Below are 14,639 nucleotides of genomic sequence, written 5' to 3'. Positions count from 1 at the left end.
CGGCGCAATTTATTGCGCGATGAATCGCGCCGCTACGAATAGGGTGCGACTTGCGGTTGCCTTACCTGGTTGCCCTTACGCCATCAGGGCGCTTTTTTCGTTTCTTCACATCCCACCCCCAAGGCTGCCAGTTAAGCTGAAACTGCATTCAACCACGGTTGCACGTTTGGTAGCAGCGCAATTTATTGCGCGATGAATCGCGCCGCTACAAATGGTGTGCGACTTGCGGTTGCCTTATCTGACCGCTCTTACATTCTCAGGGCGCTTTTTTGCTTCAGCTGTGAAGAAAGAACCCGCTCTGCCTGAGGCCGTGCCCGCCCTATCCCCTTTCGCCCTCATTCCTGACGAAACCTTTTCGCAAATTTAACACCTCTCACCCTCAAGCCGCAGCGGCTGCGTTCCGATAACGAAAGGGCACATTTGCAAGGAGAACGTTATGACCACCATTTCGACCAATACCAATATTGGCAGCAGCAGTACTTCGGGATCCGGAAGCGCATCCGGCAGTAGCGATAGCGCCTCGAAAATCGCCAGCCTGACCAAACAAATCGCCAGCCTGAACGATGAACTGAAAGACATCGCGAAGGACAAAAGCCTGACCGAGAAGCAAAGAAAGGATAAGCAGGAGACGATTAACGCGCAGATTCAGCTGCTGCAGGCGCAAATCCAGCAGTTGCAGAAGCAGGAAAAGGAGAAAGCGGAGCAGAAGCAGGAGAAACAGGAGGTTACTGCAGTGAAAGCGGATGGTATCAACCGCCCAACCGACAGCAACCAACTTGACGTTTATGTTTAAAACGCCGGATTAAGCGCGCGATCCTGCGTCAGCAGCGCCGCCTGCTGACGCACTTCCTGCCAGATAGCCTCCGCTGCCGGGGTGAGTGACCGGTTTTTGCGTTTAATCAGCATCAGGCTGCGATTGATCTCCGGATAGAGCCGGCGCACCGTCAGCTTACGACCAGACGGCAGCGGCAGCGCCAGTGCCGGTAAAATACTGATGCCAATGCCCGCTTCCACCATCGGATAAAGCGTGGCCGGATGGCCAATCTCCTGCACCACCTGTACGTTCAGCGCCAGCCGCTGCAATGCGGCATCGACCAGCAATCGGCTGCCCGACGCGTAATCCTGCAGCACCATAGCGCGACCAGCCAGCATTGACCACTGGGCCTGCGGCACCTGCGCCAGCGCATCATCCTGATGACACAACAGTAAAAACGGCTCCTGCAGAATCTCCTCGCTATCAAAATCGGCATCCTGCAGCGGACCGATGACGATGCCAAAATCGACTTCCGCATTGCGCACGCTCTGCAATACCCACTGCTGCACGCGGTCGTGCAGAATCACCCGAATGTCGGGGTAACGCAGCTGGCTGCTGGCCAGACATTGCGGCATCAGATGCGCCGAGGGCGTCTGGCTGGCCGCCACGCGCACCGTGCCGCTGCGCTGCTCGCCATAGCTGCGCACATCGAGCAGCGTGATATTGAGCTCCTCCAGCAGTCGTTCCAGCCGCGTTGCCAGTTGCTGTCCGGCTTCGCTTAGTAACACCTCGCGCGTGGTGCGATCCAGCAGCCGTACGCCCATCTCCGCTTCCAGCTCTTTAATACTGTGACTGACCGCCGACTGGCTCAGCCCAATCGCCTGCCCTGCCTGGCTGAAACTGCCGTGCTGCGCCACCGCCACAAAGGTGCGCAGCTGTCGTAAGGTGTAATTCATCGATTACGCTCATAGATTAATGCAATAAATCAATTTTATTTCTAAACGCGTCTGACGCACAATCAGCAGCATCATTTATTACATTTAACCGGATTGTAACAATGGGCTTTTTACGACTTGATCCGATGATGGTCAAACTCATCATCACCGTGCTGCTGGCCAGCTTCTTCCCGGCCAAAGGCGGGTTTGTCGATTTCTTCGAATACCTGACCACCGCGGCCATCGCCCTGCTGTTCTTCATGCACGGTGCCAAACTGTCGCGTGAGAAGATCATCGCCGGCAGCAGCCACTGGCGGCTGCATCTGTGGATTATGTGCAGTACCTTCGTGATTTTCCCGATCCTTGGCCTGCTGCTGGTGTGGTGGCATCCGGTTAACGTCGGCGCGGAGATTTACACCGGTTTCCTCTACCTGTGTATCCTGCCGGCGACGGTGCAGTCCGCGATTGCTTTCACCTCCATGGCGGGCGGTAACGTTGCCGCGGCGGTGTGTGCCGCCTCCGCCTCCAGTCTGCTGGGCGTCTTTATTTCGCCGCTGCTGGTTAACCTGGTGATGAATGTGCACAGCGATGCGCCGGGTAACGGCCTCGAGCAGATTGGTAAAATCATGCTGCAGCTGCTGGTGCCCTTTGTGCTGGGCCACCTGGCACGCCGCTGGATTGGTGGCTGGGTGGAGAAGCATCGCAGCCTGATTGGCAAAACCGATCAAACCTCGATTCTGCTGGTGGTCTATTCGGCGTTCAGTGAAGCGGTGGTTAACGGCATCTGGCATCGCGTTGGCGTTGATACCCTGCTGTGGATTCTGGCTGGCAGCCTGCTGATTCTGTTCGTCGCACTGGCGATCAACCTTGGCGCTTCCCGGCTGTTTGGCTTTAGCCGTGCGGATGAGATTGTGGTGCTGTTTTGCGGCTCGAAAAAGAGCCTGGCAAACGGTGTGCCGATGGCTAACATTCTGTTCCCGGCCAGCGCAGTGGGGATTATTGTCCTGCCGCTGATGATCTTCCATCAGGTCCAGCTGATGGTGTGCTCGTTCATTGCCCAGCGCTATAAAGCCGGCAATGAGAAGAAGCTGGCGAAGCAGCAGATTGAAGCGCAGAAGTCATAAAACATCAGGCCCGCAACTGCGGGCCTGTCACTTATTCACTGCGCTTGAGCGGTTTAACCAAGCCCTGTAAGCCTTCGATTTTGATCGCCAGCGTCAGCTGCATCAGCTCACCTAGTTTGCCGGCAGGAAACTCATTTTTACGCGCAAACCACAGCAGATACTCTTCCGGCACATCGATCAGCATCCGCCCTTTGTATTTGCCAAACGGCATCGCGGTATTGGCAATCTCAACCAGCTGCTGCTTATCCATCTCAGGCGCCCAGTAAGCGAATCATTTCGGCTTCATCGATCACCGCAATCCCCAGCTCCTGCGCTTTTGCCAGCTTGGAACCGGCGGCCTCACCGGCGATCAGCAGATCGGTTTTTTTCGATACGCTGCCGCTGACTTTGGCCCCCAGCGTCGTCAGCCGCGCTTTGGCATCGTCACGGTTCATCTGCGACAGCGAGCCAGTCAGTACCACGGTTTTTCCGGCGAACGGGCTGTCGATCTCTTCGGCTTTGACCACCACCACCGCCGGCCAGTGCACGCCCACCTCCTCCGTCAGCTGGCGGATCACTTCACGGTTGCTCTCCTCTTCCATGAAGTTGCGCACGTGCGCTGCCACCACTTTGCCGACGTCCTGTACCGCAATCAGCGCATCAAGGTCAGCGTTCATGACCTTTTCCAGCTCACCAAAGTGGTTCGCCAGGTTGGCCGCCGTCGCCTCGCCCACTTCGCGGATGCCGAGCGCATACAGGAAGCGCGGCAGTGTAGTGAATTTGGCTTTTTCCAGCGCGTCCACCACGTTTTGCGCTGATTTCGGCCCCATGCGGTCCAGTCCGGTCAGCTTGCCGGCGGTGAGACGGAACAGGTCGGCCGGGGTTTTGACGTACTCTTTTTCCACCAGCTGGTCGATGATTTTATCGCCCATGCCGTCCACGTCCATCGCACGGCGTGAGACAAAGTGCTTCAGCGCTTCTTTACGCTGCGCGCCGCAAATCAGCCCGCCGGTACAGCGCGTTACGGCTTCGCCTTCCACACGCTCTACGTCAGAGCCGCACACCGGACAGTGGCTGGGGAACACAATCTCGCGCGCATCCGCCGGACGTTCGGATTCCACCACGTTGACCACCTGCGGAATCACGTCACCGGCGCGACGAATCACCACTTTGTCACCGATACGCAGCCCCAGCCGGGCGATTTCATCGGCGTTGTGCAACGTCGCATTACTGACTATCACGCCCGCGACCTGCACCGGTTCGAGGCGCGCCACCGGCGTAATCGCGCCGGTACGTCCGACCTGAAACTCAACGTCGCGCACGATCGTCATCTGCTCCTGCGCCGGGAACTTGAATGCCACCGCCCAGCGCGGTGCGCGCGCCACAAAGCCCAGCTGCTCCTGCAGCGCCTGCGAGTCGACTTTGATCACCACGCCGTCAATATCAAAGCCGAGTGACGGACGGTCCTGCTCAACCTGACGATAAAACGCCAGCACTTCATCCGCGGTGTGCACCAGGCGAATCCGATCGCTGACCGGTAATCCCCAGGCCTTAAACTGTTGCAGACGCTGCCAGTGGCTGGCAGGCATTTCGCCGCCCTCCAGCAGGCCAAAGCCGTAGCAGAAGAAGGTGAGCGGACGTTTCGCGGTGATGCGCGGATCGAGCTGGCGCAGCGAGCCGGCTGCCGCATTACGCGGGTTGGCAAACACTTTGCCGCCGGTGCGTCGCGCTTCCTCATTCAGCTTCTCAAAGCCGCTTTCGGTCATGAATACTTCGCCGCGCACTTCTACCCGCGCCGGAATATTGTCGCCGTGCAGGCGCAGCGGAATGGCGTGAATGGTGCGCACGTTCGCCGTAATGTTTTCGCCGGTAGTGCCATCGCCGCGCGTGGCGGCACGCACCAGCAGGCCGTTTTCATATAGTAAACTTACTGCCAGACCATCCAGCTTCAGCTCGCAGCAATAGGTGAGATCGTCAGTGCTTTTCAGGCGATCCTGCACGCGCTTATTGAAGGCAAGAAATCCGGCTTCATCAAAGGTGTTATCGAGCGACAGCATTGGCACTTCGTGGCGCACCTGTTCAAAGGTGGCAAGCGGTGCCGCGCCCACGCGCTGGGTGGGAGAATCCGGGGTGATTAAATCGGGATGCGCGCTCTCCAGCTCACGCAGTTCGCGCATCAATCGGTCATATTCTGCATCCGGGATTTCCGGCGTATCCATCACGTGATAGAGGTATTCGTGGTGGCGTAACGTGGTGCGCAGCGCGGTGATCTGCTCCTGAACCGATGTCATATTCTCTCGTCCGATAAAAAACCCCCGGCAAGCGGGGGTTATTTAGTTAAAGGGTGATACTGCTGGCGGCGCTTAGCCAATAACCTCGCGGATGCGTGCTTTATAGGTTTCCAGCTTTTGTGGTGTCATCATGCGACGCTCATCATCCAGCACCACGCCACCGACATCATCGGCGATGCGCTGTGCCGATTGCAGCATCAGCTTAAAGTTCTGATTGGCGTCACCGTAGGACGGCACCATCATAAAGATCGAGACGCCCGGCGTGGTGAAATCGCCCATTTCATCCGGATTGAACGAACCCGGTTTAACCATGTTTGCCAGGCTGAACAGCACCGGACCGCTGCCGGCCGGGCTGAGATGGCGATGGAAAATGTTCATTTCACCAAACTGGAAGCCGGCCTGCAGAATGCCCTGCAGCAGCGCTTCACCGTTCAGTGCGCCACCGGCATGCGCGGCAACGTGCAACACCAGCACCGCTTCTTTTTTACTGCCCGGCGCAGCGGGCTGCGGCTGCGGTGCAGCTTCCTGCACAGGCGCAGGTTCAGGTTGTTTAACCTCCGGCTCGGCGGCGGTAAACTCCGGAGCCGGCTGGGTGGCGGACAGCGGTTCATTATCCAGCAGCGGATCGGCCTGAATCGGTTGTGGCTGCGGCACGGGCTGCGCTACCGGCGCCTGCGGTTGTGGCGCAGGTGCAGACTGACGTACCGGCTCATCGTCCAGCAGCGGATCGCCGCTTAACGGCGTTTCCTGGCGTGGGAATGGCTGACGCACCGGTTCCGGCGCACGCGGAGCAGCAGGTTTGGTGACCGGCGCATCGAACTGCGGCTCGTCTTCGGCATCACGCTGACGACGCACGCGTACTTCGCCGACGCCATCGTCTTCGCTGTTCAGCAGATCATCGTCATCCGCTTCTTCACGCTGTTTCAGACGTTTGTGCGGGCGATCGCGAAACACGGAAGAGCGCTCTTTACGGCTGGTCCACAGTCCGTGAAGAAGCAGCGCTATTATGGCGATCGCGCCAACAACGATTAATATCAGACGCAAATCCTGCATCATTGTATTCTCTGTTGTTCCAATACCTTGCCACCACGGCAAACTTTATCCTCTAACTGTATTTGCCCAGCTACACAAGTGCAAGTCTGTGCAGTATTTTCTGACAAATAAGATAGCTGCCCCACGCTTTTTTGCTGTTTTTTCGCGCAAAGTGCGCCTGTCACCGATAAAAAGCCAGGTTATGATGTTGGCGCCGCTACATAAAGGAGAAAGGCTCGCTATGCCCGCTGAGAATTCGGTCTCATCCATGAATGGTATTCATTATTTTGCCCAGGGCTGGAAACTGGTGCGTCTGCCCGGTATCCGCCGCTACGTCATCATCCCGCTGCTGGTGAACATTGTGCTGCTGGGCGGTGCGTTTATCTGGCTGTTTCAGCGCCTCGGCCAGTGGATTCCACAGCTGATGTCGCACGTGCCGGACTGGCTGCAGTGGCTGAGCTATCTGCTGTGGCCGCTGGCGGTGATTTCGATTGTGCTGGTATTCAGCTATTTCTTCTCCACCATCGCCAACTGGATTGCCGCGCCGTTTTGCGGCCTGCTGGCGGAGCAGCTGGAAGGACGTCTGACCGGAAAACCCCTACCGGACAGTGGCTGGCTCGGCATGATGAAAGACATCCCGCGCATCATGAAGCGCGAGTTACAGAAGCTCGGCTACTATTTGCCGCGCGCACTGGGCCTGCTGCTGCTCTATTTTATCCCCGGCTTTGGCCAGACCGTGGCGCCGGTGTTGTGGTTTCTGTTTAGCGCCTGGATGCTATCGATACAATATTGCGACTATCCGTTCGACAACCACAAAGTCAGTTTTCCTCAGATGCGTAACGCGCTGCGTCAGCATAAAACCGCCAATATGCAGTTTGGCGCGCTGGTCAGTCTGTTCACCATGATTCCGATCCTCAATCTCGCCATCATGCCGGTCGCGGTATGCGGCGCGACCGCCATGTGGGTCGATCGCTACCGCAGCCAGCATGCGCGTCATCTATAATGCATCAAAAAGCCTTATGCATTTTTGCATCAGGCTTATGGTTGCAGGCTATATAGATATACGATTTCTTTCCTTCCGCCGGGGGTCAGAACAGGTATGCTCTGAGGGTTCCCAATATTTCATACAGTTAAGGACGGGCTATGAGTAAGATCTATGAAGACAACTCTCTGACAATTGGTCATACGCCGCTGGTTCGACTGAACCGCATCGGTAATGGACGCATTCTGGCTAAGGTCGAGTCGCGTAACCCGAGCTTCAGCGTTAAATGCCGTATCGGTGCCAATATGATTTGGGACGCAGAAAAACGCGGTATTCTGAAACCGGGCGTTGAGCTGGTAGAGCCAACCAGCGGCAACACCGGCATTGCGCTGGCCTATGTCGCCGCTGCGCGCGGCTACAAGCTGACGCTGACCATGCCTGAGACCATGTCGATTGAACGTCGCAAGCTGCTGAAAGCGCTGGGCGCCAATCTGGTGCTGACCGAAGGGCCAAAAGGCATGAAGGGCGCCATCGCTAAAGCAGAAGAGATTGTTGCCAGCGATCCGGACAAATATGTGCTGCTGCAGCAGTTCAGCAACCCGGCCAACCCGGAAATTCACGAAAAGACTACTGGCCCGGAGATCTGGGAAGACACTGACGGCGCCGTAGACGTCTTCATTGCCGGCGTGGGCACCGGCGGTACGCTGACCGGCGTGAGCCGCTACATCAAGAACACCAAAGGCAAGCAGGATTTGATCACCGTGGCCGTTGAGCCTACGGATTCCCCGGTCATCGCACAGGCGCTGGCGGGAGAAGAGATCAAACCGGGTCCGCACAAGATTCAGGGCATCGGTGCCGGTTTTATTCCGGGCAACCTTGACCTGAAACTGATTGACCGCGTGGTGGCCATCACCAATGAAGAAGCGATCAGCACCGCGCGTCAACTGATGGAAGAGGAAGGCATTCTGGCCGGTATCTCTTCCGGTGCAGCAGTGGCGGCTGCCCTTAAGCTGCAGGAAGATGAAGCCTTCGCCAATAAAAATATTGTGGTGATTCTGCCCTCTTCCGGCGAACGCTATCTCAGTACCGCACTGTTTGCCGATCTGTTCACCGAAAAAGAGCTGCAACAGTAAACGACAGAGTCTGAAAATGATGAAAAAAGCACCCAAATGGGTGCTTTTTTGTGGCGCAGATCTCACTTTTACCACCGGGCAGATTGATTTCAGTGATGCGGCTCTGGTATTTAAGCAGCCAATTATTTCGGTGCCTGAAATTAATCTGCCTTTGAAGTGGATCAAGCTGAATCGATTTACTGATTTGGTGAAACGGCGAATCACGGCATAATCAGCAGAGTGACGTATTGCAGCAGTTTTGATCCGTCATCGAAAAAATGACTTTTTCATTCAAGCGCATTTTTTGGTCAGCGTGATGCCGTACCAGCGCACCTACACAGGCTAAAGTTACGGCTCCAGGCTAGACTTTAGATCCATAACACCAAACCTGATAAAGTTGGGGAAATAGAATGTTCCAGCAAGAAGTTACCATTACCGCACCTAACGGCCTCCATACCCGTCCTGCAGCTCAGTTCGTGAAAGAAGCGAAGGCTTTCCAGTCTGAAATCACTGTTACTTCTAACGGCAAATCTGCCAGCGCGAAAAGCCTGTTCAAACTGCAGACTCTGGGTCTGACTCAGGGTACGGTTGTTACGCTTTCTGCAGAAGGTGAAGACGAGCAGCAGGCGGTTGAGCATCTGGTCAAACTGATGGCTGAACTGGAGTAATTCCGCTCCGGCAAGCCATTAAACCGACTCCTTTGCCCCATTGAGTGCAATTATGTTGATCGCGGACAACCTGTCCGCGTTATTGCTTCCTTAGAGTACTGCTCCGCGACAGTGGCAACGCATTGGGTCAATGAGCCATCGTGATTAAAAGGTAGGGTTATGATTTCAGGCATTTTAGCATCACCGGGTATCGCTTTCGGCAAAGCACTGCTGCTGAAGGAAGACGAGATCGTCATCAGCCGTAAAAAGATTACTGACGACCAGGTTGAGCAGGAAGTTCAGCGCTTCCTCGACGGTCGCAGCAAAGCAGCCGGGCAGCTTGAAGCCATCCGTGTGAAAGCCGGTGAAACCTTCGGTGAAGAGAAAGCGGCGATCTTTGAAGGTCACATCATGCTGCTCGAAGACGAAGAGCTTGAGCAGGAAATCATCGACCTGATTAAAAAAGATCACGTAACTGCTGACGCCGCCGCCCACTCTGTGGTTGAAGGCCAGGCGAAAGCGCTGGAAGAGCTCGACGACGAATATCTGAAAGAGCGCGCGGCTGACGTACGTGACATCGGCAAGCGTCTGCTGCAGAACATTCTGGGTCTGCATATCGTTGACCTGAGCGCCATTGCTGACGAATCCATTCTGGTGGCAAAAGATCTGACGCCATCCGAAACCGCACAGCTGAACCTGAAAAAGGTGCTGGGCTTTATTACCGATCTGGGTGGCCGTACTTCACACACCTCGATCATGGCGCGTTCGCTGGAGCTGCCTGCGATTGTCGGCACCGGTAACGTGACCGCTACCGTGAAAAACGGTGATTTCCTGATTATCGATGGCGTGAACAACAAGATTTACGTCAATCCGACCGACGACGTGCAGGAAGAGCTGAAAGCGATTCAGACGCAGTATCTGTCTGAGAAGCACGAGCTGGCGAAACTGAAAGATCTGCCAGCGATTACGCTGGACGGCCATCAGGTTGAAGTATGCGCCAACATCGGTACCGTGCGTGATGTCGCCGGTGCTGAGCGCAACGGCGCGGAAGGTGTTGGTCTGTACCGTACTGAATTCCTGTTCATGGACCGCGATTCGCTGCCAAGCGAAGAAGAGCAGTTCCAGGCTTACAAAGCCGTGGCGGAAGCGATGGGTTCCCAGGCCGTGATCGTGCGTACTATGGACATCGGCGGCGACAAAGATCTGCCGTACATGAACCTGCCAAAAGAAGAGAACCCGTTCCTCGGCTGGCGTGCGATTCGTATCGCCATGGACCGCAAAGAGATTCTGCATGCCCAGCTGCGCGCCATTCTGCGTGCGTCTTCCTTCGGCAAACTGCGCATCATGTTCCCGATGATCATCTCGGTGGAAGAAGTGCGCTTCCTGAAGGCTGAACTGGAGATGCTGAAGGCACAGCTGCGTGAAGAAGGTAAAGCCTTTGATGAGTCCATTGAAGTGGGCATCATGGTGGAAACCCCGGCTTCCGCAGTGATTGCCCGCCATCTGGCGAAAGAAGTCGACTTCTTTAGTATTGGGACAAATGACCTGACGCAGTATACTCTGGCGGTCGATCGTGGTAATGATTTGATTTCACACCTCTATAACCCAATGACGCCATCTGTACTGGGCCTCATTAAGCAAGTGATCGACGCATCACATGCCGAAGGGAAATGGACCGGCATGTGTGGTGAGCTGGCTGGTGATGAACGTGCTACACTACTGTTACTGGGAATGGGGCTGGACGAATTCAGCATGAGTGCCATTTCAATCCCAAGCATCAAGAAGATCATTCGCAATACCAATTTCGAAGATGCGAAGGCACTGGCAGAGCAGGCTCTGGCTCAACCCACAGCGGAAGATTTGATGAACCTGGTGAACAAGTTCATCAAAGAAAAAACGCTCTGCTGATCCACGAGACGCTGGCCCCAAATTACTGCTTAGGAGAAGATCATGGGTTTGTTTTCTAAACTTTTTGGCGATAAATCAGAGAGCGCGTCAGGGACTATCGATATCGTTGCGCCTCTGTCAGGCGAAATCGTGAATATCGAAGACGTACCTGATGTGGTATTCGCAGAGAAAATCGTCGGTGATGGTATCGCCATCAAACCTACTGGCAACAAAATGGTTGCACCAGTGGATGGTACTATCGGCAAGATTTTCGAAACCAACCACGCGTTTTCTATCGAGTCTGATAACGGCATCGAACTGTTCGTGCACTTCGGTATCGACACGGTAGAACTGAAAGGTGAAGGCTTCAAACGCATCGCTGAAGAAGGCCAGAAAGTGAAAAAAGGCGATGTGGTAATCGAGTTTGATCTGCCGCTGCTGGAAGAGAAAGCCAAATCCACGCTGACCCCGGTCGTGATCTCGAATATGGATGAGATCAAAGACCTGGTGAAACTCTCCGGTCAGGTTACCGTGGGCGAAACGCCGGTTATCCGCATCAGGAAGTAAACCGCGCTGATTGCGTGAAAACGGCACCCAATGGGTGCCGTTTTTGTTTGCCCGTTGTTAACCGAGCTCTGCCATTCGTTGCGGTCGGTCAGCGTGGCGGGGCAGATCGTAAAGACGGCATAAACCATCCCTGGGCCTCGGCCCGCGCCGTCCATGGCGCGGGACGCTTTACTCCTCTGCCCCGCCACGCCGACCGCCTGATGCTTCGGTGTACGCGGTTAGATTACGCCTGCTTCCAGCGCGGCAGCCGCAGCGTCACTTCCAGCCCGCCTTCCGGACGATTCACCGCCTGAACTTCGCCGTGATGTGCCAGAACCACTTTGCGCACAATCGACAGCCCCAGCCCGTAGCCTTTGCCCATCAGCGGTGAATTCACCCGAACGAACGGATCAAAGATACTCGACAGCTTCTCATCATCCACGCCTGGCCCCTGATCGCGCACGCGAATCGCCAGCCACTGATTCTCCGCCTGCAACTGCACGCTGATATGCTGCCCCTGATGCGAGAAACGCAGCGCGTTGCGCAGCACATTCTCCACGCCGCGGCGGATTAGCTCAGCATTACCGCGCACGGTGTAATCCGCGTTCTCATCCACCAGAAAATCAACGTGCACACCGGGGATTTGCGCTTCGTAGCGCACATCGGTTACCACCGCATGCAGCAGGCCGGTCAGATCAAAATACTGCTCGCCAGGCATGCTCTCATGCTCAGCGCGCGACAGCGTCAGCAGTTCGCCGATCATCTTATCCAGGCGGCGCGCCTCCTCGTCGATGCGATTGAGTGAGGATGCTACCGACTCCGGCGTCTGGCGCGCCAGACCGGTGGCCAACTGCAGGCGCGCCAGCGGGGAGCGCAGCTCGTGGGAGATATCGTGCAGCAGCTCCTCGCGCGCTTTCACCAGCGTATCCAGCCGCTCCACCATCGCATCAAAATCCTGGGCCACAATCGACAGCTCATCATGGCGGCGGCGCATCACCGGATAGAGCCGCACCGACAAATCACCGCGCGACACGCGGGCAAACCCCTCGCGCAGTTGACGCATTGGCCGCGTCAGGTTCCACGCCAGCAGCAGACTGAACAGCAGCCCCAGCGCGCCGGCAAAGGTAAACATCGGCTCGGGGATATTCAGAATACGACGCGGGCCTCCGCCGCCCATTGAACTGTCTTCGCGCAGCCCTTTGACGTCATAGCGCAGTTCATACTCTTTACCGTCAGCACCCTTCACCCAGCGCACAATCACCTGCGGAAACGGCCCGTGAAACGGCTGATTAAAGGTCTCCGGCGGTGCATTGTCCGGCGTAGTGGCCGGTCTGGCGTGCTGAATCACTGAGAAAAACTGGCGATCGTTCGGCTCCCAGTCGGCCATCATATCGTCGAGCGAGCTGGGGCCGCCGCGCTCCAGTACCGACACCGCTGAAGCCATTTGCAGATTAACGATCCGACGCACCGCCACAATCTCCGGCGGCTCGTGACGGTTTCCTGACAAGGTAAAGCCCAGCCACAGCAGCTGGCTGATAATCACAAACACAATCCAGAAGCCCAGCAGGATCTTCCAGAACATGCGGCCACGGTAGCTGTGTTTCATCGAATGCGATAACCAATGCTGCGCACGGTTTCAATATTCACGCTGTCTGCGGTTAGCGCAGCCAGCTTCTGGCGGATGTTGCTGATGTGCACATCCACGCTGCGATCGTAAGCTTCACGCGGACGGCCCAGCCCCTTTTCCGACAGCTCATCTTTGGACACCACGCGGTCCGGTGCGCGCAGCAGCAAATCCAGCAGATTGAACTCCGACGCGGTGAGATCAAAAGCTTTGCCCTGCCACTCCGTGATACGCGTGGCCGGGTTCAGGCTGAGATCGCCCCAGCGCAGGACCTCTTTCTTATCCGGCACCGGTGCCTGATCTTCAAAGCGACGCAGCACCGCGCGCAGACGCGCCACCAGCTCGCGCGGATAGCAGGGTTTGGGCACGTAGTCATCCGCGCCCATCTCCAGGCCGATAACGCGGTCGATATTGTCGCCCTTCGCCGTCAGCATAATCACCGGCAGGCGGCTGTTCTGCCGCACCTGACGCAGCACATCAATACCGCTCATATCCGGCAGCATGATGTCGAGAATCATCGCGGTGTAGTGTCCGGATAACGCCCCTTCAATCCCGGCGCTGCCGGTCAGCACCAGCTGGGTTTCAAAACCTTCGGCAATCAGGTACTGGCTCAGCATGGTGCCAAGTTCAACATCGTCATCAACAAGCAGGATTTTCATCTTTTTCTCTCGTACAAAATTGCCGCTATTTTGTCCTGAGTGCCGCGGGAAAGCAGCCGGTTTTACGCGATCCTTACAGTGACCGCGTCAGAACATGCTTAGGGAGACTATAGACAAAAATGGCCCGTACGCCGCGTCACAGGGCGCACGAAGCCAGAAACAGGCGGGGGAACTAGCGGTGAAAAACGCCGGTGGAAAGATAGCGATCGCCGCGATCGCAGACAATGGCGACAACCACACTGCCCGGCTGCGCTGTCGCGATGCGCAATGCGCCAGCCACAGCCCCACCTGAACTGACGCCGCAGAAAATGCCTTCGCGCTGCGCCAGCGCGCGCATGGTCTCTTCTGCCTCCTGCTGGGCCATATCTATCACTTCATCCACCAGCTCCGGGCGATAAATCCCCGGCAGATAGGCCGCTGGCCAGCGACGAATACCGGGAATACTGCTGCCCTCCTGCGGCTGTAAACCAATCACTTTCACCGCCGGGGCAAACTCTTTCAGATAGCGCCCGACGCCGCTGATGGTGCCGGTGGTGCCCATGCTGGAGACAAAATGCGTCATACGACCGTGGCTTTGCTGCCAGATCTCCGGGCCGGTGGTGAGATAGTGACCGAGCGGGTTGTCGGGATTATTAAACTGATCCAGCACTTTGCCTTCACCGCGCTGCGCCATGGCCTGCGCCAGATCGCGTGCGCCCTCCATGCCCTGCTCGCGGGTCACCAAAACCAGCTCAGCCCCGTAGGCGCGCATCGCATCCTGACGCTCCTGGCTCATGTTCTCCGGCATCAGCAGGCGTAACCGGTAGCCTTTCAGCGCGGCAATCATCGCCAGCGCAATGCCGGTATTGCCGCTGGTGGCCTCGATCAGGGTGTCGCCGGGCTGGATTTCACCCCGCAACTCAGCGTGGTGGATCATCGACCAGGCCGCGCGATCTTTTACCGAACCTGCCGGATTGTTGCCTTCCAGCTTGAGCCAGATTTCGCTGCCGTTATCCGGCGTCAGGCGCTGCAACTTAATCAGCGGCGTGTTGCCGATGGTGTTTTCCAGAGTGGTCACGGTGTCATTC

Annotated in this window: 15 protein-coding genes; 8 read left to right on the top strand and 7 right to left on the bottom strand. The window is 56.6% G+C overall.

The features are described from left to right. Positions 1–436: 436 nt before the first annotated feature. On the top strand, positions 437–793 hold the full coding sequence (locus tag C1N60_RS05875; RefSeq protein ID WP_021508090.1) for a FlxA-like family protein: 357 nt from the start codon (positions 437–439) through the stop codon (positions 791–793). Here the strand turns inward: C1N60_RS05875 and C1N60_RS05870 are convergent. Then, the gene (locus C1N60_RS05870; protein ID WP_394521501.1) at positions 790–1,710 is read right to left on the bottom strand and encodes a LysR family transcriptional regulator; all 921 of its coding nucleotides are present in this window, start codon (positions 1,708–1,710) and stop codon (positions 790–792) included. The genes C1N60_RS05875 and C1N60_RS05870 overlap by 4 nt on opposite strands. A gap of 101 nt (positions 1,711–1,811) precedes the next feature. Between C1N60_RS05870 and C1N60_RS05865 the strand changes: the two genes are divergently transcribed. After that, on the top strand, positions 1,812–2,813 hold the full coding sequence (locus C1N60_RS05865; RefSeq protein WP_021508088.1) for a bile acid:sodium symporter family protein: 1,002 nt from the start codon (positions 1,812–1,814) through the stop codon (positions 2,811–2,813). A gap of 31 nt (positions 2,814–2,844) precedes the next feature. Here C1N60_RS05865 and C1N60_RS05860 read toward each other — a convergent pair whose 3' ends face one another. From C1N60_RS05860 to zipA, 3 genes are all read right to left on the bottom strand, one after another. Then, positions 2,845–3,063 carry a DUF3820 family protein gene (locus tag C1N60_RS05860; RefSeq protein ID WP_021508087.1) on the bottom strand — a complete coding sequence of 73 codons (219 nt, stop codon included), beginning with the start codon at positions 3,061–3,063 and terminating at the stop codon, positions 2,845–2,847. Position 3,064: 1 nt separating this feature from the next. After that, a complete protein-coding gene (gene ligA / locus C1N60_RS05855) occupies positions 3,065–5,083 on the bottom strand; it encodes an NAD-dependent DNA ligase LigA (RefSeq protein WP_394521500.1) in 2,019 nt (672 codons plus the stop codon). A gap of 72 nt (positions 5,084–5,155) precedes the next feature. Beyond that, positions 5,156–6,139: a cell division protein ZipA gene (gene zipA / locus C1N60_RS05850; RefSeq protein WP_166711942.1), complete on the bottom strand. Its 984-nt coding sequence runs from the start codon at positions 6,137–6,139 to the stop codon at positions 5,156–5,158. Between the two features lie 217 nt (positions 6,140–6,356). Between zipA and cysZ the strand changes: the two genes are divergently transcribed. From cysZ to crr, 6 genes are all read left to right on the top strand, one after another. After that, positions 6,357–7,118 carry a sulfate transporter CysZ gene (cysZ, locus tag C1N60_RS05845; protein ID WP_058781776.1) on the top strand — a complete coding sequence of 254 codons (762 nt, stop codon included), beginning with the start codon at positions 6,357–6,359 and terminating at the stop codon, positions 7,116–7,118. A gap of 140 nt (positions 7,119–7,258) precedes the next feature. Next, the gene (cysK, locus tag C1N60_RS05840) at positions 7,259–8,230 is read left to right on the top strand and encodes a cysteine synthase A (RefSeq protein ID WP_021508083.1); all 972 of its coding nucleotides are present in this window, start codon (positions 7,259–7,261) and stop codon (positions 8,228–8,230) included. A 16-nt stretch (positions 8,231–8,246) separates the two neighbouring features. After that, positions 8,247–8,441: a hypothetical protein gene (locus C1N60_RS05835; RefSeq protein WP_021508082.1), complete on the top strand. Its 195-nt coding sequence runs from the start codon at positions 8,247–8,249 to the stop codon at positions 8,439–8,441. 178 nt (positions 8,442–8,619) lie between these two features. After that, complete coding sequence (gene ptsH, locus C1N60_RS05830; RefSeq protein ID WP_007889063.1) at positions 8,620–8,877, top strand: phosphocarrier protein Hpr; 258 nt, start codon at positions 8,620–8,622, stop codon at positions 8,875–8,877. Positions 8,878–9,036: 159 nt separating this feature from the next. Beyond that, positions 9,037–10,764: a phosphoenolpyruvate-protein phosphotransferase PtsI gene (ptsI, locus tag C1N60_RS05825; RefSeq protein ID WP_021508081.1), complete on the top strand. Its 1,728-nt coding sequence runs from the start codon at positions 9,037–9,039 to the stop codon at positions 10,762–10,764. Between the two features lie 42 nt (positions 10,765–10,806). Further along, positions 10,807–11,310, top strand: coding sequence for a PTS glucose transporter subunit IIA (gene crr, locus C1N60_RS05820; RefSeq protein ID WP_010617547.1), 504 nt, complete (start codon positions 10,807–10,809; stop codon positions 11,308–11,310). Between the two features lie 223 nt (positions 11,311–11,533). Here crr and C1N60_RS05815 read toward each other — a convergent pair whose 3' ends face one another. From C1N60_RS05815 to cysM, 3 genes are all read right to left on the bottom strand, one after another. Next, positions 11,534–12,895 carry an ATP-binding protein gene (locus C1N60_RS05815; protein WP_021508080.1) on the bottom strand — a complete coding sequence of 454 codons (1,362 nt, stop codon included), beginning with the start codon at positions 12,893–12,895 and terminating at the stop codon, positions 11,534–11,536. Next, entirely contained in the window at positions 12,892–13,572 is a 681-nt protein-coding gene (locus tag C1N60_RS05810) for a response regulator transcription factor (protein ID WP_021508079.1), read from the bottom strand. The genes C1N60_RS05815 and C1N60_RS05810 overlap by 4 nt, the downstream gene beginning before the upstream one ends. Before the next feature lie 172 nt (positions 13,573–13,744). Further along, entirely contained in the window at positions 13,745–14,629 is an 885-nt protein-coding gene (cysM, locus tag C1N60_RS05805) for a cysteine synthase CysM (protein WP_058781775.1), read from the bottom strand. Between the last annotated feature and the right edge of the window lie 10 nt (positions 14,630–14,639).

The organism is Pantoea sp. SGAir0184 (genome assembly GCF_043544755.1).
This window is presented reverse-complemented; position numbering and strand designations above follow the sequence as displayed.

Bases quoted from the DNA above. Each gene is read 5' to 3' on its own strand.
- C1N60_RS05875 (WP_021508090.1), top strand. From the start codon at position 437: ATGACCACCATTTCGACCAATACCAATATTGGCAGCAGCAGTACTTCG.
- C1N60_RS05870 (WP_394521501.1), bottom strand. From the start codon at position 1,710: ATGAATTACACCTTACGACAGCTGCGCACCTTTGTGGCGGTGGCGCAG.
- C1N60_RS05865 (WP_021508088.1), top strand. From the start codon at position 1,812: ATGGGCTTTTTACGACTTGATCCGATGATGGTCAAACTCATCATCACC.
- C1N60_RS05860 (WP_021508087.1), bottom strand. From the start codon at position 3,063: ATGGATAAGCAGCAGCTGGTTGAGATTGCCAATACCGCGATGCCGTTT.
- ligA (WP_394521500.1), bottom strand. From the start codon at position 5,083: ATGACATCGGTTCAGGAGCAGATCACCGCGCTGCGCACCACGTTACGC.
- zipA (WP_166711942.1), bottom strand. From the start codon at position 6,139: ATGATGCAGGATTTGCGTCTGATATTAATCGTTGTTGGCGCGATCGCC.
- cysZ (WP_058781776.1), top strand. From the start codon at position 6,357: ATGCCCGCTGAGAATTCGGTCTCATCCATGAATGGTATTCATTATTTT.
- cysK (WP_021508083.1), top strand. From the start codon at position 7,259: ATGAGTAAGATCTATGAAGACAACTCTCTGACAATTGGTCATACGCCG.
- C1N60_RS05835 (WP_021508082.1), top strand. From the start codon at position 8,247: ATGATGAAAAAAGCACCCAAATGGGTGCTTTTTTGTGGCGCAGATCTC.
- ptsH (WP_007889063.1), top strand. From the start codon at position 8,620: ATGTTCCAGCAAGAAGTTACCATTACCGCACCTAACGGCCTCCATACC.
- ptsI (WP_021508081.1), top strand. From the start codon at position 9,037: ATGATTTCAGGCATTTTAGCATCACCGGGTATCGCTTTCGGCAAAGCA.
- crr (WP_010617547.1), top strand. From the start codon at position 10,807: ATGGGTTTGTTTTCTAAACTTTTTGGCGATAAATCAGAGAGCGCGTCA.
- C1N60_RS05815 (WP_021508080.1), bottom strand. From the start codon at position 12,895: ATGAAACACAGCTACCGTGGCCGCATGTTCTGGAAGATCCTGCTGGGC.
- C1N60_RS05810 (WP_021508079.1), bottom strand. From the start codon at position 13,572: ATGAAAATCCTGCTTGTTGATGACGATGTTGAACTTGGCACCATGCTG.